This window comes from Dorea sp. OM07-5, assembly GCF_003481355.1.
Lineage (GTDB): Bacteria > Bacillota > Clostridia > Lachnospirales > Lachnospiraceae > Dorea_D > Dorea_D hominis.
This window is the reverse complement of the sequence record NZ_QUKZ01000003.1, coordinates 84,920-111,373: the sequence shown is the minus strand read 5'-3', so window position 1 is coordinate 111,373 and position 26,454 is coordinate 84,920. Positions and strand designations below refer to the sequence as shown.

24 protein-coding genes and 1 tRNA gene are annotated in these 26,454 nt (G+C 42.7%); 5 read left to right on the top strand and 20 right to left on the bottom strand.

What is annotated here, in order from left to right; translation table 11 throughout:
* Nucleotides 1–56: 56 nt before the first annotated feature.
* From nrdD to DXC04_RS03830, 7 genes are all read right to left on the bottom strand, one after another.
* Nucleotides 57–2,246, bottom strand: a complete 2,190-nt coding sequence (gene nrdD, locus DXC04_RS03860; RefSeq protein ID WP_021860080.1) for an anaerobic ribonucleoside-triphosphate reductase — start codon at nucleotides 2,244–2,246, stop codon at nucleotides 57–59.
* 167 nt (nucleotides 2,247–2,413) lie between these two features.
* Entirely contained in the window at nucleotides 2,414–3,604 is a 1,191-nt protein-coding gene (locus DXC04_RS03855) for a metallophosphoesterase (RefSeq protein ID WP_118660025.1), read from the bottom strand.
* Nucleotides 3,601–5,451 carry a DUF975 family protein gene (locus DXC04_RS03850; protein WP_118660023.1) on the bottom strand — a complete coding sequence of 617 codons (1,851 nt, stop codon included), beginning with the start codon at nucleotides 5,449–5,451 and terminating at the stop codon, nucleotides 3,601–3,603. The genes DXC04_RS03855 and DXC04_RS03850 overlap by 4 nt, the downstream gene beginning before the upstream one ends.
* A gap of 91 nt (nucleotides 5,452–5,542) precedes the next feature.
* Nucleotides 5,543–6,487 carry a bile acid:sodium symporter family protein gene (locus DXC04_RS03845; RefSeq protein WP_118660021.1) on the bottom strand — a complete coding sequence of 315 codons (945 nt, stop codon included), beginning with the start codon at nucleotides 6,485–6,487 and terminating at the stop codon, nucleotides 5,543–5,545.
* A 200-nt stretch (nucleotides 6,488–6,687) separates the two neighbouring features.
* Nucleotides 6,688–6,760: transfer RNA gene (locus DXC04_RS03840), tRNA-Lys, on the bottom strand.
* A 184-nt stretch (nucleotides 6,761–6,944) separates the two neighbouring features.
* A complete protein-coding gene (gene arsS / locus DXC04_RS03835) occupies nucleotides 6,945–8,972 on the bottom strand; it encodes an arsenosugar biosynthesis radical SAM (seleno)protein ArsS (RefSeq protein WP_243112092.1) in 2,028 nt (675 codons plus the stop codon).
* A 42-nt stretch (nucleotides 8,973–9,014) separates the two neighbouring features.
* Nucleotides 9,015–10,109 (bottom strand): GTP-binding protein, encoded by a 1,095-nt coding sequence (locus DXC04_RS03830; RefSeq protein WP_118660019.1) that lies wholly within the window; start codon nucleotides 10,107–10,109, stop codon nucleotides 9,015–9,017.
* Between the two features lie 271 nt (nucleotides 10,110–10,380).
* Between DXC04_RS03830 and DXC04_RS03825 the strand changes: the two genes are divergently transcribed.
* The 3 genes from DXC04_RS03825 (at nucleotide 10,381) to proC (ending at nucleotide 13,283) form a co-directional block, all read left to right on the top strand.
* Nucleotides 10,381–11,091, top strand: a complete 711-nt coding sequence (locus DXC04_RS03825) for an L-2-amino-thiazoline-4-carboxylic acid hydrolase (RefSeq protein WP_118660017.1) — start codon at nucleotides 10,381–10,383, stop codon at nucleotides 11,089–11,091.
* Nucleotides 11,092–11,093: 2 nt separating this feature from the next.
* Complete coding sequence (locus DXC04_RS03820; RefSeq protein WP_118660015.1) at nucleotides 11,094–12,407, top strand: amidohydrolase; 1,314 nt, start codon at nucleotides 11,094–11,096, stop codon at nucleotides 12,405–12,407.
* Between the two features lie 78 nt (nucleotides 12,408–12,485).
* Entirely contained in the window at nucleotides 12,486–13,283 is a 798-nt protein-coding gene (gene proC, locus DXC04_RS03815) for a pyrroline-5-carboxylate reductase (RefSeq protein ID WP_118660013.1), read from the top strand.
* Nucleotides 13,284–13,456: 173 nt separating this feature from the next.
* Here proC and DXC04_RS03810 read toward each other — a convergent pair whose 3' ends face one another.
* The 13 genes from DXC04_RS03810 to DXC04_RS03750 all read right to left on the bottom strand — a co-directional run bounded on the left by DXC04_RS03810 (nucleotide 13,457) and on the right by DXC04_RS03750 (nucleotide 24,865).
* A complete protein-coding gene (locus DXC04_RS03810; RefSeq protein WP_118660011.1) occupies nucleotides 13,457–14,377 on the bottom strand; it encodes a hypothetical protein in 921 nt (306 codons plus the stop codon).
* 225 nt (nucleotides 14,378–14,602) lie between these two features.
* Complete coding sequence (locus DXC04_RS03805; RefSeq protein ID WP_021860406.1) at nucleotides 14,603–15,088, bottom strand: DUF3267 domain-containing protein; 486 nt, start codon at nucleotides 15,086–15,088, stop codon at nucleotides 14,603–14,605.
* Nucleotides 15,089–15,113: 25 nt separating this feature from the next.
* A complete protein-coding gene (locus DXC04_RS03800; RefSeq protein WP_021860407.1) occupies nucleotides 15,114–15,563 on the bottom strand; it encodes a hypothetical protein in 450 nt (149 codons plus the stop codon).
* 35 nt (nucleotides 15,564–15,598) lie between these two features.
* Nucleotides 15,599–16,234, bottom strand: coding sequence for a hypothetical protein (locus DXC04_RS03795; protein ID WP_021860408.1), 636 nt, complete (start codon nucleotides 16,232–16,234; stop codon nucleotides 15,599–15,601).
* Nucleotides 16,235–16,326: 92 nt separating this feature from the next.
* Nucleotides 16,327–16,941 (bottom strand): V-type ATP synthase subunit D, encoded by a 615-nt coding sequence (locus DXC04_RS03790; RefSeq protein ID WP_021860409.1) that lies wholly within the window; start codon nucleotides 16,939–16,941, stop codon nucleotides 16,327–16,329.
* Between the two features lie 57 nt (nucleotides 16,942–16,998).
* On the bottom strand, nucleotides 16,999–18,405 hold the full coding sequence (locus DXC04_RS03785) for a V-type ATP synthase subunit B (protein WP_118660009.1): 1,407 nt from the start codon (nucleotides 18,403–18,405) through the stop codon (nucleotides 16,999–17,001).
* A gap of 14 nt (nucleotides 18,406–18,419) precedes the next feature.
* On the bottom strand, nucleotides 18,420–20,231 hold the full coding sequence (locus DXC04_RS03780; RefSeq protein WP_442873193.1) for a V-type ATP synthase subunit A: 1,812 nt from the start codon (nucleotides 20,229–20,231) through the stop codon (nucleotides 18,420–18,422).
* Nucleotides 20,185–20,772 carry a V-type ATP synthase subunit E gene (locus tag DXC04_RS03775; protein WP_118660005.1) on the bottom strand — a complete coding sequence of 196 codons (588 nt, stop codon included), beginning with the start codon at nucleotides 20,770–20,772 and terminating at the stop codon, nucleotides 20,185–20,187. Before DXC04_RS03775 ends, DXC04_RS03780 begins: the two co-directional genes overlap by 47 nt.
* A 20-nt stretch (nucleotides 20,773–20,792) precedes the next feature.
* Nucleotides 20,793–21,101, bottom strand: coding sequence for a V-type ATP synthase subunit F (locus DXC04_RS03770; protein ID WP_117537487.1), 309 nt, complete (start codon nucleotides 21,099–21,101; stop codon nucleotides 20,793–20,795).
* 1 nt (nucleotide 21,102) lies between these two features.
* Nucleotides 21,103–21,537, bottom strand: coding sequence for an ATP synthase subunit C (locus DXC04_RS03765; RefSeq protein ID WP_021860414.1), 435 nt, complete (start codon nucleotides 21,535–21,537; stop codon nucleotides 21,103–21,105).
* A gap of 26 nt (nucleotides 21,538–21,563) precedes the next feature.
* Entirely contained in the window at nucleotides 21,564–23,504 is a 1,941-nt protein-coding gene (locus DXC04_RS03760) for a V-type ATP synthase subunit I (RefSeq protein ID WP_118660003.1), read from the bottom strand.
* Entirely contained in the window at nucleotides 23,501–24,550 is a 1,050-nt protein-coding gene (locus tag DXC04_RS03755) for a V0D/AC39 family V-type ATPase subunit (protein WP_021860416.1), read from the bottom strand. The genes DXC04_RS03760 and DXC04_RS03755 overlap by 4 nt, the downstream gene beginning before the upstream one ends.
* A gap of 3 nt (nucleotides 24,551–24,553) precedes the next feature.
* Nucleotides 24,554–24,865 carry a L17 family ribosomal protein gene (locus DXC04_RS03750; protein WP_118660001.1) on the bottom strand — a complete coding sequence of 104 codons (312 nt, stop codon included), beginning with the start codon at nucleotides 24,863–24,865 and terminating at the stop codon, nucleotides 24,554–24,556.
* A 175-nt stretch (nucleotides 24,866–25,040) separates the two neighbouring features.
* Here DXC04_RS03750 and trmB point away from each other — a divergent pair, with 175 nt between their 5' ends.
* Together trmB and DXC04_RS03740 are read left to right on the top strand one after the other, a co-directional pair.
* Complete coding sequence (gene trmB / locus DXC04_RS03745) at nucleotides 25,041–25,721, top strand: tRNA (guanosine(46)-N7)-methyltransferase TrmB (RefSeq protein ID WP_117537479.1); 681 nt, start codon at nucleotides 25,041–25,043, stop codon at nucleotides 25,719–25,721.
* A 250-nt stretch (nucleotides 25,722–25,971) separates the two neighbouring features.
* Nucleotides 25,972–26,295: a thioredoxin family protein gene (locus DXC04_RS03740; RefSeq protein WP_118659999.1), complete on the top strand. Its 324-nt coding sequence runs from the start codon at nucleotides 25,972–25,974 to the stop codon at nucleotides 26,293–26,295.
* Nucleotides 26,296–26,454 lie beyond the last annotated feature (159 nt).

The following is a 26,454-nucleotide window of genomic DNA, read 5'->3' as shown; positions in this document are numbered from 1 at the left end:
GTAATTCAATAGGTTATATTATATATGGAGTTGTTCTTTTTGTCAATCTTTCCTTCTTACAGGTGAAGTACGCGGTCTTTGATTTCCTGTGTTCTTCCCTGATTCCAGAACTGTGTTCCGATATATCCACAGGTTCTTCTTGCTACACATAACTTATCCTGATCTCTGTTACCGCAGTTCGGACACTCCCAGATCAGTTTACCGTTTCCGTCTTCCTTGATCTGGATCTCACCGGTATAGCCGCAACATTCACAGTAATCGCTCTTCGTATTCAGCTCAGCATACATGATGTTCTCGTAAATATACTGCATAACGGAGAGCACTGCCGGAATATTGTCCTGCATATCCGGTACTTCGATGTAGCTGATCGCTCCACCCGGAGACAGCTTCTGGAATTCGGATTCGAATTTCAGTTTCTTAAATGCATCGATCTTCTCTGTTACATGTACGTGATAGCTGTTCGTAATATAATTCTTATCGGTTACGCCTTTGATGATTCCAAAACGTTTCTGTAAACATTTTGCAAATTTGTAAGTTGTAGATTCCATCGGTGTCCCGTATACGGAATAGCTGATATGCTCTGCTTCTTTCCATTCTTTGCACTTATCATTCAGTTTCTGCATAACTTCCAGTGCAAACGGGCTCGCTTCCGGATCTGTATGGGATTTGCCAAGCATACGCATGCACATCTCATAAAGGCCCGCATATCCGAGAGAGATTGTTGAATATCCATTATAAAGCAGTCTGTCGATCGTCTCACCCTTCTTCAGTCTTGCCAGTGCACCATACTGCCACAGGATCGGCGCTACATCGGAAATCGTTCCGAGAAGACGCTCATGTCTGCAGCGGAGTGCCCGGTGGCACAACTCCAGACGTTCATCCAGAATCTTCCAGAATTTATCCATATCTCCATTGGAAGAACATGCCACATCTACAAGATTGATCGTTACAACTCCCTGATTGAAACGTCCATAGAACTTATGGCTTCCGTCCGGATTTCTCTGCTCGTCCTCAACTGTCAAAAATGAACGGCAGCCCATACACGGGTAAACTTCTCCCTGCTTCAGCTCACGCATCATCTTAGCGGAAATATAATCCGGTACCATACGTTTTGCTGTACATTCTGCTGCCAGCTTGGTCAGTTCCCAGTATTTGGAACCTTCTGTAATATTATCTTCATCCAATACATAGATCAATTTCGGGAATGCCGGAGTGATCCATACACCTTTTTCATTCTTAACGCCCTGCATTCTCTGTCTCATCACTTCTTCAATGATCATAGCAAGGTCATCTCTTAACTGTCCGTCTTCTACTTCATCCAGATACATAAATACGGTTACAAACGGCGCCTGTCCATTACAGGTCATCAGTGTGATAAGCTGATACTGGATCGTCTGGATTCCGCTCTTTACTTCATCGCGGAGTCTGCGTTCTGTAATCTTGTCAATGATTTCCGGATCCATGCTCTCGCCACATTCTTGTCTCTCAGCGATAACATTCTTACGGAGTTTCTGTCTGCTGATATCTACAAACGGTGCCAGATGTGCCAGTGTAAAAGACTGTCCGCCATACTGGTTACTTGCCACCTGTGCCACGATCTGGGTCGTTACATTACATGCTGTAAAAAAGCTATGCGGCTTCTCGATCAGCGTCTCACTGATCACTGTACCATTCTGCAACATATCCTGTAAATTGATCAGATCACAGTTATGTTCTTTCTGTGCAAAATAATCAGAATCATGGAAGTGGATGATTCCTGCTTCGTGCGCCTGCACAATCTCTTCCGGAAGGAGCAGACGTCTGGATAAGTCTTTGCTGACTTCTCCTGCCATGTAATCTCTCTGTGTAGAATTGATCACAGGATTCTTGTTGGAATTCTCTTGATTTACTTCTTCATTCATGTGCTCGATCAGTGCGAGGATTCCATTATCTGTTGTATTTGATTTTCTGGTAAGCTCTCTCTTATAACGATAACGCACATACTTCTGTGCGACTTCATATCCACGCATCTCCATGATGCCGGTCTCTACCATATCCTGAATATCTTCTACATTCACGGCATGGCGATATTCGTTCACTTTCTGACCGATTGTATCTGCCACTGCAAGAATCTGATATTCATTCAACTGATGGATCCGTTCTACCTCTTTGTTTGCAGATTTGATCGCATTTATGATCTTATCAAGCTGGAACGGTACTTCCTCTCCGTTTCGTTTGATCACATGATTTTTCACTTGAATTCCCATAATCCCCTTGATTTCTCCTTTTTTAGCATTCTTTTTTTATAACAAAATATAGATATTTTTAACTTGCCATTACACAATATGTTGTGTCTTTTACTATCATACACCAATTCAGAGCGAAAAGAAAGAGAAAGTTTTACTTTTTTGCAATTCCCTTTCTCTCTTTCTCTCTAATTGAATTTTATCTTAATCCGGCAGATCTCACTCTTCGTACCCACTCTCATATCCGGTCCGAATACGCCAAGCCCGGAAGTCACGATATTATGCATCTTTCCCTTTTTCAGATAGCCATAGGAGTTCTCCCACATCATGTCCGTAACCAAGTTCCCCGGGAACATCTGGCCATCATGTGTATGTCCACACAGATCCAGATCCACTCCCGCATCTGCCAGTTCTTTTAATTCTCTCGGTTCATGATCCACTACAAGAATTGGTTTCTTCTGATCCGTTTCCTTCACCAGTTCTTTCGGAAGCTTTCTCTTCCTGATCCCTCTTCCCGGACGTTCATAATCAGCTCTTCCGAACAGATAAAAAGCATTGTCGATCTCGACTGCTTCATCCCGAAGCAGATGAATATTTGATTTCTCCAAAAATGTATCCATCCGCGGATCGCTCATCTTCTTCCCTTTTCTCGGAAATGTAAATCCTGCCAGAATCTTCTCCTGTATATCATGGTTGCCGTAACATGCATAGACACCATACCTGCTCTTGATCGATCTTAATATCTTCTCCAGGCGCTCCGGATTATCCAATGCCTCATATTCATTGTCAAAAATATCTCCCGCGATCACTACAAGATCCGGTTTTGACGCATTGATCTTCTCCACCATCCGCTGCATATGGCTGCTGCCGATGCTGTATCCCAGATGGAAATCCGCTACAAGAACAAGATTCAGTTCCTTCAGATTCCCTGCTTTCTTTGATATCTTTACCTGATAATCTGTCGTTACGATATGACGTGCACCATAGATCCCGGCGGCACTGAATGCCAGAATCACTGCCAGACATATACTGCCCACGATAACATGTCCTTTTCTTGAAAAAAGTCTTTCCTTTTTCGGAAATGACACATGTTTCAGAATGAGTCTTATAAGATCTGCTACAAGAACTGTAAGCAAGATATATAATAACACACCCAGCCAGTAATTGCCAATCCCTTTCAGCACTCTTTGTAACATCGACGGCGGTACAAGAAATCCAAAAAGCAGGCTTAGCGCCAGAAAAACGTACACTGTGACGAGCAGTCCCCTGAGAAAAAAATTTTTTGTCACATCGTGACAGGCTGCAAGCCAGTGAAGCATGCGCCAGAGTATATATCCGCATAATAACAGATACAGCGGAGCCAGATATAATGCGATCATTGTTTTACTACCTTCCTTTCTTTTTCATATGTCCGGGCGGCTGTCGTCCTCATTTTGCTGATTCCTTTCCCCTCATTCGGATGACGTACCGACCACATCTGATCTGCGCCAAACAATACTAACAACAGCACACATAACGCAATCAGACGTCGCATCGGAAGCCTGCGGATCAGATTGTCTAAAAATGGCGCCAGTACATATACCATTACAACGCCTCCGATTCCAAATGTCAAAAGCCCTTCTGCACAGATCCTTCCGTTAAGATTCAGAAAATATCCATGATAATCCCACCATCGCTTGCCATGCGTTATAATCTCCAGAAAATAAGATGTATAATATTCTATAAATCCACACAAGGCTACCGCTGCAATAAATTCTGCCACAGGTTTTCTGCGCAGACGGTTCAGCAACAATAAAATCAGTACACTGCCAGCCCCGTAAATCGGCAACCACGGACCGTGAAGAACCCCACGGTTAACAAAACATCCTTTGGTCAGAAAATGTAGACTCACTTCCCACACCCAGCCTGCAAATGACATAATAAAAAACATCATGATCACAGACCAGATAGAGTAATGACGCAAAAAGTTCATATTTTCCAGCAGATTATTTCTCTTCACTTCCGAAATCGGATACAGTCTGGTCGGATAAACAATTCCTTTGTATGCACGTATATCATGCACAACCCGGAATTTTCGGTTTGCCTCTTCCTCCAGCGCATCCATCTCTTTCTGATGCAGCACTGTGATTCCCAATGTATTTGCAAGAAACTTCTGAACTCCAGTCAGACCTTCTATAACAACCGGCGGTTCTTCCTCCACTTCTCTAACGTCTTCATAAGCCGCATCCAGCACCATCTGTTCCGGATGCTCATACAGATATCTATCATTTAACTGTTCTGCCAGCGGAAGTTTCCTGTCGATTGCCTCCTCTCGCAGACTCACATAATATTCTGCCATTGTCGCAGCCATAAATGGATTGATATAGAAAATGTTGGCAATTCCCATTGTAAAAAATCCAAGAAATCTCCAGCCCCAGAACGACAATTCCATCACAAAACATTCCCACTTATGCCCGTCCATCATCTGCCTTGATAATGTGATCGCATCTGCCGCCTTAATTGATGGATTCTCTGCTGCAATATAAGGAACCAGATAATAAGAATAATATTTGACAACGCCCCCGATAACCGTAAGCCCCCACACAGTGTGCAATGCCTGTTTTAACAGAAGCGTGACTCCCGCATGCATCCATTTGCGCACCCGCATCAGGAACCACACTCTGTGTAGCGGAACGCGCTTATAACAGCGCCCTTCCAAAAGCATCCTTCGCATAACAATCTGATATACATCTACGATAAAGGTCTGCACGAAAAATATCAGTGCCAGGCTGACAACGATCAGCAGCCAGGCAGCTATGTTATCCGAGCCGACCAGTGAGCGCACCGCAACTGCAAGTGTAACAATATATTCACCGGAAGCGGCTTTATTTACAATGCCGGAAAAGACACCCCTGCTTCGTCCAAGAACCGCATTTTCATTCTTTTTTGATTCTTCTTCATAGCGTTTCTTCTTTTCATCAATGCGTGCTCTCTGCTCCGCCTCTTTTCCTTCATTAAATTCTTCCAGATTATCATAGAACGCTCCGATCAGGTTATCCGTTGTCAGACGGTTGACCGTGTTCTCTGCTTCCGCATAAGACACTGCTGCGTCCTTTCCCAGTTTCACGGAAGTGGTAAATTCTGTTCCGATCATGCCTGCAATAAGGCATAACATAACAAAAAGCCAGTAATGCGTCTTCAACACACATCTGGCTCTCTTCTTAAACTCTCTTCGTCTTTTGTGCATCCTTTTTCCTCATTTCTTTTGTTGGTAAAATTATAAATAGAATACACATCCTTGTAAAGAAAATAATTCTAAAGATATTTTTAGGGAAATCTTAGTTTTTACTGTTGTCACCCGGCTGCTCCGTTGCTTTTCCGTAAAATGCAGCCAGTACCTGTTGGAACAACGTTCCGATCATAACCGGGAACATCACTTCTCCCGGGAAATATGCCGCCGCAATCACGGCTCCCACGCTGATATTACGCATTCCGTTTCCGTACATCATGGAAATAGATGTTTCGTGATCCTTCTTCCATAATTTTGCGACCAGAAGTCCGATTGCATAACCGCTTGCCGCCAGTACGAGAATTGTTACTGCTACAGCTACCCGCTGTCCGTTCATATGGCGAACATACGGTGCCACTTTGGATGAATTGGATATTACAACAAATATCAACGCCAGTTTGGAATAAGGTGCGAGCACTTTCGGCAAACATTCTTTTGCGCGATTATGGCTGATCTGATTCAGGCACATAGCAAAAATTGCCGGAAATGCCACCATGAAGATCAGCTCCTGCATCATCTGTACTGTATCCATATGTACTGTTTTTCCAAGAAGAATCCTCAATGTCAATGGAATTAAAAAAGGAGATAATACGGTATCTGTCACTACCAGCGACAGCGATAACGGACTATTTCCGCTGTAGATTGTTATCCACATCAGTCCTGACACCGCTGTCGGCACTGAAAATTCCAACACCATCCCGGCAATCAGCCTTGCATTATCTGTGAAAAATAAATGTCCAAGTCCGCAGGCAAATACCGGCATTACAACATGGATAAGCCCAAGCATCACAAGAAGTATTGACGGGTTCTTAAATACTTCCGCCACATCTTTGAAGCTAGACTTCAAAGCACCATTAAATGTCATAAATGCAAAGACAAACGGAACATATGGGAGTCCATGTTTTGCAATATCCGGGAACCACACGCCCAAAAGAAGGCAGATTGGTGTCACCAGTGCCATCCATTTTTCTATAAAACGGTTAAATGCCGCCATGTTGTTCCCTCCTCGTCGCTATAAATCGAATGTGCCTTGGCACATTCGCGCGCCTGCGGTGGTCGCTTGTGACATCATCATTGTACGCCGCAGTGCGCATCCTGCCGGAGGCTTTTGTATAATAGGAAATGAAATTTCCTATTATACAAAAAATCGCCGTCCCTGCAGCTCTGTTGTCTGCAAAAACAGCGATTTTATAGTGCGCGATCAGGGGTTCGAACCCTGGACACCCTGATTAAGAGTCAGGTGCTCTGCCAACTGAGCTAATCGCGCATGTCCTGCGTCACTGGTTTCCCGTGACGCAAGTAATATTATATGACATGTTTTTCTAAAAATCAAGTGTTTTTTAATATTTTTTTGTTTTTCTTCCATATTTTTTCAGAAATCATTTTCATAATTTCCAAACAGTTCTTTTTCTATCCGACAAATCACACCGGCAGAACCTTCCACTGCCAACTTAATGTGACAGATTTCCACCACAGCTGCTTCCATATCCTGCCGTACAACTATAGCAGACTGCACAGGTATGAATCTTCCGCGGCTTCGGCGCATGATCCGCAAGCTCTCTGATATGTGCTTCCCCATCTGGTTTCATTCCAAGGACATGATAATATTCACAGTCATACAGACTGCCATCGTAATCAACATTGATCTGATCCCGGCACATAACCTTCGGCAGATTGTCTTCATTGAAGTTCTCACTCTGCAGTTTCAGATAAGATCCAAGTTTTCCCTGGTGCTTTAACTCCTGCCCGAATCTTCCGATCGGCACATTTCCAATTGCGATCAAATCCGTAAATACAATGCCATATTCCTTTTCCAGAATTTCTCTGTATGTCTTTTCCAGCATAAATTCATTCGGTGGCAGATACGGGCCATCTGTATTATACACAAGCGTCAGCCGCAGATCATCCTGTCTGCCATAGCCTCTTGCATTTAATTCCTGTAGAATCTTAATCGCCGGATCAAATACATGTGCGCCTCTCTGCTTTTCCACAACTTTCTTATTATAGTAAGGCAGAGAACAGACAATACGGACTTTATTTTCTGTATATACATCTATTAAGTGAGCATATGCTTCCTTCTGCAAAATAACAAGATTTGTGCGGACAATCACATCGCCAAGCTTCGATGCTGCCTCAATGAAATAAGTAAGATTCGGATTCATCTCCGGTGAACCGCCGGTAATATCCATCGTTCGGAACCCGCCGGTCTTAAATGCCTGCAGGCACTGATCCATCGTCTCTTTGCTCATCATCTCCGTTTTATCCGGCCCACACTCCAGGAAGCAGTGTGCACAGGACAGATTACACCTGTAGCCGACATTTACCTGCATTGTCGTGAGCTGCTCTTTGGAATACAGCTCATCCACACCTTTGACACGATCCATTAATTCCGGAATGTCATACCGTCTGACTTCTTCTTTCAGTGTCCTTGCTGTAATCTTTGCATTTTTATCATACTGCGTCGGATTAACACTCTGATCCAGTTCTTTAAACAGGCCATAATGTGTCTCCCCTTCTCCTTCAACCGTAAAATAATTGCAGAATCTGGAAGTCCTTAAAATCTTTGCAAGGTTACCACTGATTCCAAGTGGTTTATTTTTCAGAAAACGGAATGTCTCATCAAAATCGCAATACCGTTTATTTTCCTCCATCGTTCCAAGATAGGTCGCACTATGTCCGTAATTTTCTTCCCGGTCCTCCAGGCCGCTGCACTTAAATGCGCGTACTGTACAGGAATAAAACTGGATATCTCCTGTCAATCTCGCAATCTCGAAATCATGCGGCTGGATCGGTGTCTTTTCCATCGTATAATAAGTGACAAAACCACATTTTTCCATCATTCTGCGGAAATCTTCCAGATACATGGAGCCACCCATACATTCTCCGCGCATGACCGGATCATTTTTTATTTCATCCGGAAGCCTGCGGTCGGCAAAAACATCGGAGAAATAAATCTCTCCGCCTTCTTTTAATACCCGGTATACTTCCCGGAAAATCTGCTCCTTGAACGGCGACAGATTAATTACGCAGTTAGATGTCACAACATCGATGGAATTATCTTCAATTCCGATGCTTTTCAGATCTTCGATATATCCCAGATGAAAACTTGTATTCGTCTTTTCGAATCCAAATGCCTCCATCTGCGCTGCTTCATTACGGATGGCAACTTCAATCTGGGACGGTGTCATATCTACGCCATAGACATGTCCCTCTTCCCCAACCAGTTTAGATAAAATATAGACATCTCTTCCCGTACCACATCCGAGATCCAGCACATGGCATCCTTTCATTCCCATCGGAATTGGAGAACCACAGCCATAAAAACGGTTTTTTATCTCATCCTTGATCAACGGCAAAATATCTTTTACATACTTCGGTGGCGCTGAACTGCAGCAGCACGCATTTGTTTTGAGGTCATCACTGCTTTGCAGGATGACCCCATAATATTCCTTTATTTGTTCGTGAATATCATTGCTCATAATTTGTGATCTCTTTCCCATTACTTTGTAACAGACTTTCGCTTAATGTCTTCCCTCATCCATCATTCCGAAGCACTCACTGAAGAATACTTTAATCTTTACACTATATTTTTCAGCTACAGCATCAAATGCATCATCTACAATATCTAATAACAGATCAGATTCGCATACTGCACGCGCATTTACAACAAGACGCAATTTTTCTGTTTCTTCTTTCAGTTCCTGGTCATGGATGATGTCATAATCTACACCGATCAGACTGAATTTTCCATAATCATTCTCTTTTCCTACTGCAAATGTCTTCAGATGTGGAACATTTCTCTTATTTGCAATCAGTCCGTTACGAATCTCGTCAATGAGATCGTCAACTAATTCATTTCCGTCAAATGCTTTGCCGTCTTTTGCTGTGATAAATACATTTCTGTTGAACCATGACATACTCTTCTCAGCTGCAACGAATTCCGGTCCGCCGTATCCGATATCTGTAATGTTCACACGGCTCTCTGCAGTCAGTACATAGTCTGCTACCTGTTCCAGACCGATCTTTTCTTTTGCAGAGATAGGGAACACCGGAATATCCGGGCAAGCTTCTTTTAAGAATTTTACATAGCGGTCCACTTCTTCATCAGACATCAGATCGATCTTATTCAGAACGATACAGTCTGCTTCTTTTAACTGTGCATCCAGAAGGAATTTTAATTCTTCCGGAAGATGGATATCTGCCTGCTCCGGCATGATCATACGAAGTCTCTCCGGGTCTGTTACAACAAGGAACGGAGCCAGTGTGAACTCATCCTTGTGGTTCTTGTCCAGATTGCCATATACATGATCCAGTGCACCGATTCCGCATCCCGGAATATCAGACATAACCAGATCTTTCGGCTCTCTGTTCAGACGCTCGATTCTCTCGATCAATGTATCCGGAATATAGCAGATACAGTCTCCGCCGATCGGTGTGACTTCTACATTCTGACGGTCAGAATACTCTGCATCGATAATATAATTTGCTCCCAGGTCATTTGCAATGATTGCTGCATGTTTGCCTGTGCTGTTAATGTACTCTGTAAGTGCTACCATCGTTGTTGTCTTTCCTGCTCCAAGGAAACCACTGACTACCATAAAACGTTTTTTATCCACTGTTTTTTACCTCTCTTTACATTTTGTCGTTCTTTTTTTCTATATTTTTTTTACAGATTATCTTATATAACCATCATAGCTTTTTTTCAGATAAAAAACCACTCATATTTTTTAATAACTAACGACAGATATAGATTTTTTCTATTACTGATTATAGATTATCAGTTATATTTTGTGTCTTTAGTTTCCTCCCTTACACTGGTATCTTCTTATAAAATGTAGTATAATATCTCCAAACTTTAACAGACTACTATGTGAAAGGATGATAATTATGAATACAGCCAAAGAAACGGTTTCCTGTAAGATCGAACATCATGCAATGATGTTTGCTTTTCTCGCCAAGCGCGCTATTGAAACCTGTGGTGAAGATGGAAAACAGGCAATCTTAGACGGTATGACTGTCTATGGTAAAGAACGAGGCGCAAGAATGGCTGCACGAGCGATTGCTCACGGCGATCCGCTCAACACAATGACCAACCAGGCTTACGGCGAGTGGAAGCCTGACTATGACGGACAGATGCAATTTGGTACACTCCGTACCGAACCGACGCTTCAGACTTATATTTCGAAATGTGCCTGGTGTGAAGCATGGAAAAAGCACGATATTACAGAATACGGTAAACTTTATTGTGTCAATGTTGATAATGCGGTTTATCAGGGATTCCGCTCTGATTTTGTCTGTACCCCAACTGCTACATCCATGAGCTGGGGAGGCGAACAATGCGAATTTGACTGGGGCTATCCACTGACGCCGGAAGATGTCGAAGCTCTCGCTTCCAAGAAGAAGGATCTCGGCACTTCCTGCATGAAAGATTTTAATTTTCACACCGCACATCTGAAAGATACAATTAGCAAGACACTGATTGAAAAGCTTGGCACAAACGGTCAGAAAGCAATTGATCTTGCCCTTGCTGATTACGTGGATACTTTCGGTCAGGAATATCTGGATGTATTAGAGGGTGCTTACCCGGAGGAAGTTTAAATATGACAGATTCTACGATCAATCATTTCAGTGAAGAAATTTGTTCCGAATCTTCCGCCAGCCGTAACATTGTAGCAGACTGGCTTAAGACACATCAGGCAGAATTAATTGATACGGCAAATTACATATTTGACAATCCGGAACTTGCCTATCAAGAGCAAAAATCTTCGGTGCGTTTAAGTACTTATTTACAGGAACAGGGATTTACTGTTTCAAGCGGAACTGCAAATATTGAGACTGCCTTCACCGCAACCTGGGGCACAGGAAAACCAATCCTTGGATTTCTCGCAGAATACGATGCACTTCCCGGTGTCGGACATGCCTGCGGTCATAACTTACTGGGCACTGCCGTAATCGGAGCCGCCTGCGCACTGAAAAATCATATGGAAACAGAACAGATTCCCGGCACAATCTGCGTCTACGGTTGTCCTGCTGAAGAGATCATGTCCGGCAAGATTGTTATGAACAAAGCCGGCGTCTTTGATGGCCTGGATGTTGCCGTAACATGGCATCCATTTGACCGGAACCGGATCAGCAACGATATCTGGATGTCCCAGGATGTGAAAAATTATACTTTCCACGGAGTCAGCGCACATGCCGCCAAATCTCCGCAGGAAGGGAGAAGCGCTCTGGATGCAGCCGAACTTATGAATATCGGTGTAAATTATCTGCGTGAACATGTGCCGGATGAAGTCCGTATGCATTATGCATATGTCGATAACGGAATCCCGTCAAATGTTGTTCCGGATCTTGCAAAGACAAATTATTTCATCCGTTCTTTCAAGCGTTCCCGCACAGAAGATGCCAGTGCACGTGTGGATAAATGTGCACGCGGTGCTGCCATGATGACAGATACAACCGTAGATATTGAACTGGTCACCAGCTGTAAAGAGATGAAAGTCAACCGTGTGCTTGCTGAGCTGTACTATGAGGCGATGACACATATCCCGACTCCGGAATATACCGAAGATGAACTGACATTTGCCGCCGAACTCAGTAAAGAAGCCGGGTTGGAAAATGACGGGATTTATTTCAAAGGACTGGAACCGCTGGAGCCGGAACCTGTTCCGATCTTCATCGGTACAGACGCTACGGAAGTCAGCCACACCGTTCCTCTCATCACCATCAGTGCTGCTACCATGTGTCGCGGTACGTCTCTTCATCACTGGGCTGCCGCAAAGCAGGCAGGCATGAGTATCGGACACAAAGGTATGCTTTACGCTGCACGCTGTATGGCAGAAGGGACAAAGCTGCTGTTAGAAACCCCGGACAAACTGACTGCTGCCTGGGAAGAATTTAAGAATACAGATGCCTGATTGTGAACGCGCAGCGCGCGACACAATCTGTCTGATAATAATTCATATTAAACGTTTTGATTTAGGAGGTCGATTATTATGGTAACAAAGAAAATCGGAGTCATCGGATGCGGAAACATGGGAGGCGCAATCCTCTACGGCGCACTGGAAAGCGGTGTACTCGCAAAAGAGAATGTATACGTTTACGACATTAACCCTGCCATGATGGAAAAAGCAAAAGGCTGGGGTGTCAATCTCGCGGCAGACGATGAAGATGTCTGCAAGAACAGCGACATTATTTTACTTGCCGTTAAACCTCAGAATGCCGCAGAAGCTTTAGAGCAGTGCAAAAAAGCACTGGACGGTAAAGCAATGATGTCTATCGTAGCCGGTGTAACAGTCGAAAGACTTCAGGCTATGATCGATGGTACACCTAGAATCCTGCGCCTTCTTCCAAATACTCCGGCGATGGTATTTGCAGGAGCATTTGCTCTTTGCTCTGACAATGATTTCAAAGAAGATGAAATGGAAATCGCCAAATCCATCTACAGCTCTATCGGTGTTGTTGAACTCCTTCCGGAGCATCTCATCGATGCAGCCTGCGCATTAAACGGTGGCGGTCCGGCTTATGTTGCAATGTTCATCGAAGCAATGGCAGACGGTGGCGTAAAACAGGGACTTCCTCGCGCCACTGCATACCGCCTTGCAGAGCAGACCTGCCTTGGAACTGCAAAGATGCTTCTTGAGATGGATATCCATCCGGGTGCTTTAAAAGATATGGTAACTTCCCCTGCCGGAACTACCATCGAAGGCTGCGAAGCACTGGAACGTGGCGGCATGCGCGCTTCGGTTATGGAATGCATCAAGGCTGCTGCTGAAAGATCCAGACAGTTATAATCCAGAATATTAAATTGTAGTATGATATTTTTCTTACATAATCTGAATTGATGATTGAAAAAGAGATTGGCATATCATTCAACTGATACGCCAATCTCTTTTCATTCATACTAGTTACAATTTTTATTTTATAGCTTAAATAATTTCCGGACTAAACCCACGGTGCAGTACCGTTAAATATTCAAACCTGTTTTCTCTCGAAATTCTTTCAAAGAGTCTGCTCTCGCGGCTGCTTTCAGCCAGCTCGTTAAAACCTGCAGGTCTTTTTCTGATTCAATCCGGGTTTGAAGTACTTCCGGAATATCGCCAAGTTCCTGCAAGATTTCCATCAGCGAATCAATCTTGCCCTTCCGTATTCCAGCCGCTTCGCCATCTGCATATTCTTCCATGCGTATTAACCTTTCCCGCTTTTCCCACGTATAATCCAGATGTGTCATTTTCTTCACTTCATCCTTCCTGCTTCTGAAAAAATCTTCCAATATATGATTCGTTATACAATCATTTATCGCACTGTCCACAGCCTCTTCCAGATTCATTCCCTGCCTTTGATTCTCCCTTACCTTTTCCACAAAATATGTATATCCTTCCAGTACTGCTGATTTTCTTTTCAAAATCTGATTGTTTTCCGGATTGATATTATAAACTTTGCAGATGATCTCTATCTGCAGTTCTTCGGCTTTGTGGTAAAACGAATCCGACAGTCTCATTTCTTCGTATTCCGTTCTTTTTTGTGTCCCATTATAAAATACGATAAAATGCGGTGTCGGTATCTGTATTTGTCTTCTGCTGAATAGATCCTTGTCATTATCTTTCAGCCAGTCCTGCAATGTATTTACAAAATAGATTAAACTTCGAAGTGGCATATTGGGATTGTATGTGGATTGATGCTCATAAAAATTGATGTTCATATCAATAATGAATGAAGCATCATTCCGAATGGAGAGCGACACGCCCCGCTCCAACTGAACAATCTCCACTTCCTCCGGATTGGTATATTCCGAATCGTTTAATGCATTGTAAACTTCCAGCGCATTTTCTTTGCTTTCCATTAACATGGAAAATACATCACTTTTGTACTCTCTGTTTTTTCTCATGAAATACTCCCTTCTTTATTCTGAGTCCTTCACAAGAAATTGTGCGGTCTTCGTTAGTACCTTCAGGACTCCTGCTGTTATTAGTGAAATTTAAAAGCATGAATTCCTTTCAGATACTTTAGATATGAATAAGACACGCTTAAAAGCGCAAAAGAAAAAGATGCTTTTATAGGAGTTTAGCACTATCAAATCATCTTTTCAACTTATTTTTATTTCTTTTTTGTTCTATTTTTCAAAAACAACAACTCCACATTCATATGGATGGTCATAATATACCTGGTCTTCCTTGTCAGAGTGATATCGTAATATTTTCATAATAATCAAAAAATCTCCACCGCCGCCGAGAGTCATAAATTCCGCAAGATAAAGGCACACAAGATTGCCTGTCATGATTGCCACTACTCCCAACCCTGCTCCAAGAACCAGTGTTGGCATTGCCGCTCCCAATACATACTGCCATTTCTTAAGTGGTACCGAACAATGGCAGTACGGCGTCAGCATCTTCCAGATCACGCCAAAATTTATAGATTGAAAATGTTTTTCTGCAAATATTCCCCATGTAATTCCGTGAATCAATTCATGCACAACTGTCAACATCAGCGTAAACGGGAGCTGCCATATTAAAAGTTCCAGAGAAAGTGGGGATGCCCTGACAGCTAAAACAGCTACAATATACTTACACAACAGTATATCGTAGCTGTTTTCTTTCACTTAACTATTTTGTTATCTCTTTTAATCATTTTTTCAAGCCAAAATTTTGTTTGAGTACATCATATAGTTTTGAATTTTCGTTTAAAATAATATATGTTATATCTGTTTGATTTAAGTGAATTTCACCTTCATTATTTACAGTAAATGTTATATAGTCATTATCCGAAGAAACTGTCATTGTATAGAGTGGCTTTTTTATTTCCATCCCTAATTCTCTGCGTTTACGCTTCATCTTTGTTTTTTTAATTTCATCAATAAGATTCTTATATATTACCGTCTGCAAATCTGTGTCATGTACAATTGGATTCTCATCACTCTCCATTTTTTCGACAGATATAATTTTCCATTTTGTTGATGAACCTAAATTTTTGTCTATTTGTCTTACCAATGTCGTATGTCCATTCAAAACTATAATTATTGCTATAATTCCAACTACAACAACAGTACTTATGCACATTAAAATTCTTTTTTTCATTATTTTCCCTCAACAAGAGACAACTCCTTTTAGAGCTATTTTTTTCTCCACTTTTCTGTCAGAAGCTCTGAAGATATTGTCCACATTTCTTTTGTATTATGATTTGCCAATATATTACATCTTTCCAAGTTCCTTGACTTTTTATCATAATAAGTTGTTTTAACGGTTGCTTTACTTTTTAATTTTTTAGTATATGTCGACTTTTTAAAACCAACTCCAACTGGATGAAATTCATAAAACACATCTGCTACACCTTTTTCATCAGAAAGTACTACTTTTTTCTTTTTCTTTGCATTGTCCTGATAATAAAAAATATTTCTTGTCGTATATTTTGCCTGAAAAACATAGGATGAATATGATTTTTTATCATATTTAACGCCACCATCTCCAACCATTATTTCGACAATACTAAATGGAATCGAATAATTTCCCATTGCATAGCTCACAGCTAATTTCACGCCGCCTTCCATCCATTCATTTAAATACTTGCCAACAGCTTTACCTCTTTTTTCAATTCTAATATTCTTAGCTTTTGATACAGTATAGTAATATGTTCTTCTACCATATGTTCCATATTTTGATGCAGCTGAAACCGGTAAAGAAGTAAAACTAAAACTAAACACGAACGCTAACATAAGTGTAATGATAAAATATTTTTTATACTTTTTCATTCCCCTGTGCCTCCCTTTTTTAGTTTTAGTCTATCCCCCCCCACGCAAAAATTGTCAAGTCTTTTTCTTATATTTCATTATTATATAATCCTCTACGACTTCATCCGCTTAATCACCTTCAATCTGGTAAACTCTTCCCTTTCTTTTTCCTCCAGCGCATTGCTGATCGTATATACCAGATTGCTGTACATCGGAATCGTAATATTCTTAAGCGCATTGGCACGTTTCTGTGTCTTTTTAATATTCGTTGCCAGACGATACGCCGCATTCTCCACCATCGACAATTTGATGGTCAGATCTTTCACTTCCCGGAATGCTTCCCGCGCAATATCGATCGACTCTCTTGTTGTACTGAACGAATACGTCAGATCATTCTGCTTTGCATCGTATTTGACATGCGGGATCTCTGTTCCCATAATACTCCGCGTCTGGATGCGGATAGAATCTTCGATCGGCACGGTAAATGCCAGTTCCCGCACTTTGCTGATTCCATGCTCGATATTCGCACGCTGCAGGCATGCATATGCTTTTGTAAATGTCTGGTCAATCTCTTCCTGAATATCCTTTGCCTCATCAATCAGTGACATCAGCTCTTTGAGCAGAATATTCCGCTTCTTATCCATCAGATCATAGCCCTGATGCGCCAGTGCCAGCGAGTTTTTGGCAAGCATTAAGTTTCCTTTTGTGGGAAATTCTCTCGGATCCATACTCTGCCTCCTTTTCTGCTTTCATTCTGGTCTCTGTCATAGAAATAAAATTATTTCTTATGATTCACTTTCTTCCTCATCCGTCTCTTCTTTTTTCTTATAATATTTATCAACCAGTTTCGTATCGATTCGGTCTAATTCCTCTTTTGGAAGTAAACCTAAAAGTTCCCAGCCGAGATCCAGCGTATCCAGAATAGTACGGTTTTCTTTTGGGCCCTGACCGATATATCGTTTTTCAAATTCTTCTCCGAATTTCAGATACTGCTTGTCGATCGGTGACAGCTCATCTTCTCCGATAACGGAGGCAAGATTTCTCGCTTCCCCCACCTTTGCATAAGCTGAAAATAACTGATTTGCCAGATCCTGATGATCTTCTCTTGTGTAGCCTGCTCCAATCCCGTCTTTCATCAGACGGGACAGTGACGGCAGGATACTGATTGGCGGATAAATTGCCTGCCCGTGTAAATTCCGGTCCAGAACAACCTGCCCTTCTGTAATATATCCGGTCAGATCCGGAATCGGATGTGTAATATCATCATTCGGCATCGTCAGGATCGGAAGCTGTGTCACAGAACCAGTCGAATCTTCCACAATTCCGGCACGCTCATAAATCGTTGCCAGCTCACTGTACAGATAGCCCGGATATCCTTTTCTTGACGGGATTTCTCCTCTGGAGGAAGATACTTCACGCATCGCCTCCGCAAAGGATGTCATATCTGTCAGAATAACAAGGATGTGCATATTACACTCAAAAGCAAGATATTCTGCCACCGTCAGTGCCACTTTCGGCGTGATCAGACGTTCAACAACCGGATCATTTGCAAGATTCAGGAACATACATACATGATCGGATACACCGCTCTCTTCGAATGTTCTGCGGAAAAATTCTGCCACGTCGTGTTTGACACCCATAGCGCCAAATACAACCGCAAACTCCTCGTCCGAACCTTCGCCGAGTGATGCCTGCTTCACGATCTGCGCCGCAAGCTGGTCATGCGGAAGTCCGTTTCCTGAGAAAATCGGGAGCTTCTGCCCACGGATCAGTGTTGTCAATCCGTCAATTGCTGAAATGCCGGTACGGATATAGTTTCTCGGATACTCTCTCTTTACCGGATTTAACGGAAGCCCATTGATGTCCCGCCTGTCTGCTGCCGTGATCGGTCCAAGTCCGTCAATCGGTTCGCCGATTCCGTTAAATGTACGCCCCAACATCTCCGGGGACACATCAACTTCCATCGGACGTCCGGTCAGCTTGGTATGCGTATTGTCCAACGACATATTTTCCGTACCTTCAAATACCTGGATGATTGCCTTGTCTTCATCAAGTTCCACGATTCTTCCCATTTTATGGATCTTATGATCTACTACAAATTCTACAATTTCATCATAAAATGCATCCTGTACCCCTTCCAGCACAACAAGAGGTCCGTTTATGCTGCTCAGTCCTAAATATTCAATTGCCACAACTTACTCCCCCTTTATGCATTCTTCTCTACGACACGATCGTAGAACTCGTCAATATCCCGTTTATACAGATCCAAAAGCTGCAGGTTATCGTTCGGCACATCATATTTAATAGCGATTACCTTTTCGTAAATCCCTTCGGCTTTCAGCACAGACATCGGCATACCCATCGCAACCAGCCTCCGGCTTTTCTTATATAAATATAAAATAACATCCATCATCTTAAACTGTTTCTCCAGCGAAACGCATGTATCATCTTTGTGGAATGCATTCTGCTGCAAGAATCCAAGACGAATCACTCTTGCAATTTCCAAAATCAGTTTCTGATCATCCGGAAGTACATCGCCACCGATCAGTTTTACAATCTCCATCAGACTGCTCTCCTGATTCAGAATTGCCATCAGACGATTCCGATAATCTACAAACTTCGGCGATACGTGATCCGAATACCATCCACTTAAATCGTTCAGATATTCACTGTAGCTGGACAGCCAGTGGATTGCCGGGAAATGTCTCGCATACGCCAGCGATTTATCCAGTCCCCAGAAGCAGCGCACAAAACGCTTTGTATTCTGTGTGACCGGTTCAGAGAAATCTCCACCCTGTGGCGATACTGCACCGATGATCGATACTGATCCGGTTGCTTCATTTAATGTCTGCATCATACCTGCACGCTCATAGAATGCGGACAGTCTGGATGCAAGATAAGCCGGAAATCCCTCTTCTGCCGGCATCTCTTCCAGTCGTCCGGACAGTTCACGCAGTGCCTCTGCCCATCGTGAAGTAGAATCTGCCATAATCGCCACATCATACCCCATATCACGATAATACTCTGCCAGGGTGAGTCCGGTATAAATAGATGCTTCGCGGGCAGCTACCGGCATGTTAGAAGTATTTGCGATCAGCGCTGTCCTATCCATCAGCGGATTGCCGGATTTCGGATCGACCAGCTCGGAAAATTCTTCCAGAACCTGTGTCATCTCATTTCCACGCTCTCCACATCCGATATAAATAATAATATCTGCATCGGACCATTTTGCGATCTGATGCTGTGTCATCGTCTTTCCGGTTCCGAATCCTCCAGGAATTGCGGCGGTTCCGCCCTTTGCAATCGGGAACATGGTATCCAGGATTCTCTGTCCGGTTACAAGCGGTACGCTTGCCGGATAGCGTTCCGATACCGGCCGCGGTACACGGATCGGCCATCTCTGTGTCATTGACAGTTCTTTTAATGTTCCATCCGCAAGCTCCAGTGTTATCAGCGTATCCTTGATCGTATACTGTCCATCCGGTACAACCGAAATTACTTTTCCTTCTACATCCGGTGGCACCATGCATTTATGCACGATTGCACGCGTTTCCGGAACTTCTGCAATAATCATTCCTCCGTGCACCAGATCACCGATACCCACTGTTATATGTGTATCCCATAATTTTTCTTTATCCAGTTCGTCCACGCTGACACCACGTGTGATAAATGCACCTCCTGATTCTGCGATTCTCTCAAGCGGTCGTTCGATTCCATCAAATATGTTATTTAGTATTCCCGGAGCCAGTGTCACAGAGACAGCAGCGCCCGATGCCGTAACTTCTTCTCCCGGACGCAGTCCCGATGTCTCCTCGTATACCTGGATCGTTGTCAGATCTTTATCCAGAGAAATCACCTCACCGACAAGGCGTTCCTTTCCGACATAGACCATCTCCGACATTTTAAATCCATTCTTCCCTTTCAGATAGATAACGGGGCCATTAATGCCATATATCTTTCCAGTCTTTTCGCTAGTCAATTCCCGCACCTCCCTTGAATGAGAATTTATGGGATTCATTTTCCAGCGCTCCCTTAAACGCATAGTCAACTAATATATTTCTTTCATGAATTACCGCGCGCACTCCGCCAATAAAATCTTCTTTACTGATCGTAAGTTTCATGCCGGTATGCTCTTCCAAATAATCTTTCCATCTTGCATCCGACGGATTAAGATATATCGTCATCTCTTTTCCATCTGCAAATCTGGCAGCCTTTTCTATATAAGTAACAAGAAGTGCCTGATACTGTGGTGTCTGCATATAATCATTCAGTTTTTCTTCCACTTCCTGAAACAGTTCTTTTTTTAATTCAAATTGCGTCGCGCTGATCTCTCTTTTCAGTTCGAGCTGCGCCTTTGACATTGCCATATTGAGCTGCTGCTTTGCACTTACCTGCTCTGCTTTGATCCGCGTCTCTACCTGACGTTTCACCTCTTCTTCATGCTGCTTTGCAAGCTGCCGGAGCGCATCCTCATGCTGTTTGATGATTGCATTTCCTTCGCCACGGGCTTCTTCCATCGCCTTCGTGCGAAGATGCTTTATTTTCTCCTCTAATGTCAAGCATGCCACCTTCTTCCTATCTATAACTTCAGTCCGATTGCCTCATTTACATACGAAGTGATAAAATCTTTTTTTCGTCCGGTTCCGTGTCTGTCAGGAATTTCAATCAGAAGCGGCATCGTCCTTTCCAGTTTAATCTCATTGATCAGATCCGGAAATTCCCTTCCAAATTTTTCTGTCAGCAGGATAATTCCAACGGTCTTATCATGCATCGCTTCTTCAATGGCACTGCGCAGCTCTTCCCGCGTGTGCACCATCACGCCGTCTACACCGGCAAGCCTCATTCCTGTCAGAGTATCGATATTATCACTGATCAGATACATTTTCATCTTACAATTTACCAAGGATCATGAAGGAGATGATCAGTCCATACAGACAAACACCTTCTGCAAGTCCTACGAAGATCAGTGATTTTCCAAGTGCGCTGGAATCTTCACTGATGGCACCCAGTGCTGCGCTTGCCGCACTGGCTACGGCAATACCTCCACCGACACAGGATAAACCGGTTGCAAGTGCGGCGGCAAGATATCCGAATCCGGTTGCATTAGAAGCGGTCTGCGTTGCAGCTTCTGCTGCATGTACAGTGTCTCCGCCAAATAACATAATTCCCGCAATCACAAATGCTCCAAAGAAGAAAAACACATTTGCTCCGATTGCTTTTTTATAGCGTTTTTTCGACTGCTCGCCAAGCAGATAATACCCAAAGGGTATGATGATACTCAGAATCAAAGTTGCGATCAGCAGTAATTTTACAGTCAGTGTCATAATAATATCCTCCTATTTTCCAGATCTTAATGTTCTTTTTTATGTTGATCAAATGGTTTAAACTCTCTTCCGGTTCCTTTATAAAAACGGCTGAACATTTCATAATATTCCAGCCTGAGTACCTGGATTCCTACAATCAGTCCCTCTAACAGGCACACGATCACATTGCCGAGAATCACGCCAAAGATATTCACGCTTCCGCTCTCCGCTCCAGACAACATCAGTACAACTTCCATGATCGCCGCATGGCTGACTGCAAATGCACCGATTCGCACATAAGACAATGTATTGGAAAAATAACTCAGCATCGTCTCAAATAATTCAAAAAATCCCTGCACAAGAAACATCACTTTTCCCTCTTCGAGTTTCTTGTGATTATGCTCCACAAGATTCGTCAGAGGTTCTTTAAATACAAACAGGATGACCGGTATGCCAAGACAGATTGCCAGTAAAATATTACTCGGCGTCTTATGTCCTGTCATATACAGAACGATTGTCAGAATGATACATCCGTAAAATACAAATCCCGCCAGCCCGTTATTGGAAAATAACAGATTGCCTCTATCATGTGCTTTTATCGCATTGATCATCTGGAACAGGATCACCAGCAGGTTCAGTCCCATGCCAAAGGCAACCGCCACAATAAATACCGTATTCAGCTGCCCGATAAATGGCAGATTTGTCATAGCTTCTACCGGTTTCAACCATAGTGCCGGTATCACATCTTCAAAACCAAATACACTTCCAAACATAAATCCAAATGCCATTGAGAAAATACCTGCAACCGATATAATTCCCGCAAGATTTATCTTCTTCGTCAAATACAGGATTCCACCAATTGCAAACAGGCAGAAGCCCTGTCCCACATCTCCGAACATCGCGCCGAAAATAAATGTATAAGTAAGTGCCACGAACATTGTTGGATCCATCTCATCATTCGCCGGAAGCCCATACATCCGTACAAACATCTCAAACGGTTTGAAAAGCTTCGGATTCTTAAGTTTTGTCGGCGGTTCACCAAAGAACTTCTCTCTGTCTTCTTCCACTACAACAAATATCTTATCATCCTTTTTCGTCTCTTCCAGGAATTTAGCGACATCTTCTTCGCCCATCCATCCGCACAGGATGTAATACTCTTCCTTGTTGTCGCCTTCCTCAATTCGCGCTGCCATCTTACGCACATCAAAGATATTGCACAATTCTTCCAGACGCTTCTGCGCTCCTAACAGTTCTGCCGCATGCTTTTCAACCAGCACACGGATACTTTGCTTAATCTTCTTGATCTTCTTTTTCGTTTTACCAATCTCTTTCTGTAATTCCTCACATGCCTGCGTCGGCGTTCCAATAAAATCTGATGACAGGCTGATCCGCTCAAAATGAAGTGAATTAAATACAGAGTCTATTTTGCTCGCTTCCGGATTGGATGTAAAATAACATCCATAGACATAATTCTCATCCCTTGCTCCCTCTATAAATACTGCATTCAGATCATCAAATAAATATTTTTCAAGCCGATTAAAATAATCTACCGAAATCCGTCCAAACCGCACCTTCATATAGCGGTAACGCATAACTTTGTACAGATCCAGATCCAGCGGTTGAAACGGTGTCAATACATCCAGTCTTTCCCGTAAACTTTCTACTTTCTTTTTTAATAATTCTTTCTGTTCCTGCAGTTCCAGAAAATCATGATTCACTTCCCGGATCATTGCAAGCATCTCCTCCTGCGATGTCACTGCTTTCGGACAGATTTTGTCATCCTTGATCATTGCCGTAAACTGCTCCGCCTTCGCGAGCGGTTCCCGGTAAGGATTCAAATCTACAAATGGCTGCAGATTGTCCGTTGTCTTAAGCTCAGCCACTGCATTTTCCAACTGCATCTCATACTTAGAAAGATACTGGTCGCAGACACGGTCAATGTCTGTCTTCGGCCCGCTTATGCTTAAGAATTTCATCTTGACGATCATCGAATCACCCCTTTCATATATGCTAAAGTCTCTGTTGTTGTTAATCCGTAGCGAATACATTCAAACGCTGTCGTCAACTTTTTAATTTCTTCTTCTTTTAAAAACAGATATGTGCTGATCGATGCGATCGAATACGGCTCTCGCCTTCGGTCTGACAGGTACAACTGACGCAGGCAGTCCTGATAAATCTGCTCCATCGTCTTCTGTTCCTTCCCGATCTCATATTTCTTCGCATAATATGTTTCGTCCAGCCGATTTTGAAATTCCTCCACACTCGGTGTGTCTACCAGCATCTTAAAATCTTCCAGATTCAGCCGGTAATGGATTGGAATCGTAAGTGCATAAATATCCGGCGGCAGTAAATGATAATATTTCTTCGCACGGTATATCCACTGGATATTCAAAAGATCAATCTTTGTTCCGCAGTCTCGCGTATAGATCTCCAGCTCTTTCTTCTTAAGCAGTCTGCGCTGTTTTCTCCAAAGTGTCGTAAAATAATAGAGATCCAGTGCAAGATCATAGTCAAACAACGTCGCTGCACCTGAATCTTTTATCTTAATGAGCGGTTCATAATACTCCGTACCCTGTAAATTATCTACCAGCTCGTCAATATTTCTGGACGTAATCATCTTGTCAATCGAGATCTGTGAATACCGGTCAAAAAAGTCTTTCTTGTATTCCAGATCGAATGGTTTTTCATAATGATTAAATACGATACGAAGACAGTAATTGATCAAATCCACTTCATACCGTTTCCAGTAAACTTTCAAAAACTTCTTCTGTTCCATTCCCGCAAACCGGAACAGTCTGGACCAGTCTGCATACAAAGACTGATACAGCACTTTCTCAACATTCCTTCGATGATAAAGTTTTACCTCCAGCCGGTTCATATACTCTGCATATGCCGGCTTTTCTTTCAGATACTCAATTACTTCCGGAACTGTCTTTTTGGATGCGACTTCCTCAAGCTCCTCTTCCGACAGAAGTTTCGCCTGCATCCCGTGGACTTTCGTGACAATTCCGCTGTAAGCCATAACATTTCCCATGTTCTATACCTCTGTGATATGTTCTAATATCTCTCTGGCATACGCCTCATGATTTTCTTCATATTCTTTTCGCAGTTCTTCCAGAAGCTTCTGGTTCTTCTCCCTCTGCTCCTCCATAACTGCATCCATTTTTTCTTTTGCCTGCGCACGAATTCTGGAAATCTCGTCCTGTGTAGCCTGCTCTGTTTCCCGATCAAACACGTCTCGTTCATTTTGTATCTGATGTTCAATCTCCGCCTTCTGTTTTTCAGCATATTCAACAATATCTTCTGCTGTTTTTTCAATTTCGCTCAACTTTTCTACTACAGAATCCATAATCCGCCTCCATTCTTTTTCCGTATTTTTATGTATATGTTATATAATACTCTTATTTTCAGAAAAATCCATAGCAAATTTGACATTTTAAAGGACAAAAGTTAAACTGGAAAAGCACATGCAATATACATGAAAAAATGTATTTAATAAGGATAATATCAGAAAGGAACATTCTATGCGATTAAGAAATATACCCCGTGCGGAGAGCGTACTTGCCAATTCAGAAATGGTAATCAAAGATGAGCGACACTTCCGTGGCAAATGGAACAGCGAAATTTTTCACAATAATCATCCACTTCATATTGAAGTCGGTATGGGAAAAGGTCAGTTTATTCTGACATTGGCAGAGCAGAACCCAGATATCAACTATATCGGCATCGAGCGTTATTCCAGTGTCCTTCTACGTGCTGTCGAGAAGCTGGAGGTAACATCCGATTCTTCATCCGAAGAAACAGTCACACTCCATCTTCCGAATCTACGCTTTATCTGTATGGATGCCACAGATCTTCCGGAAGTTTTTGCTGAAAATGAAGTATCCCGGATCTATCTGAATTTCTCCGATCCATGGCCGAAAGCCCGCCATGCAAGAAGACGTCTGACATCTGCAGAATTTTTTGCCCGCTATGACAAGATCCTCATTCCGGATGGCACTGTCGAATTTAAAACAGACAACCGAGATCTCTTTGATTTCTCCACCGAACAGTTGGAAACATCCGACATCTGGAAAATGACCGCATGTACCTATGACCTGCATCATGATCCTGCCATGAACGAAGGCAATGTCATGACAGAATACGAAGAGAAATTCTCTTCCATGAAACATCCGATCAACAAACTGATTGCGGCAAGGAAATAAGCATATGCCTCTTGCACGTTCATCATACGCATTTTTTACTTTGTATCATATAATAAAGTAACAATAGTCTGTGCAGAGGTACACATTCATGAAACCGAAACGAAGACGACGGCACTCCTGTTTTTGTTTTACCAACATTTGCAACAGGCGCTGTCACAGACCATTCTCATGTCTTTTACATTCTTTCTGCGAAGTATGCCGGTACCTGAATACAGACACGGACTGCCATACGAAGAAAAGAGGCTGATTTATGAAGCATGTCACTACAGCAAATTTTCCTGCTGTTATACACAATTCCGGCGTGCCGGTCGTTGTGATGTTTTACGCATCCTGGTGCGCAAAATGTGCAATGATGAAACCAATTGCAGAAGAAATATCCGGCAAATACCATGCGCAGTATTTATTTATAGAAGTAGACATTGACGAATCACCACTCTTAGCCAAAACTTATACGGATGATCTCGTCCCGACATTTGTCTGCTTTAAAAGCGGTACAGTTCTCGCCTCTTTCGGCGGACTGATTTCCTCTTCTATATTAGAAGAACGCCTAAAGAAAATCTTCAGAAAGAGTTAAGACGGATTTTCTTTGCAAACCAAAACGATTATGATACTATAATGATGCCAGCTCCCATATAATAATGGAAAAGATTGCAAAATCAATACATTTCTGCAGTCTTCTGGCATCATTTTTATTTAAACTCATTAAAAATACATCTGGTAATACCAGTCATAA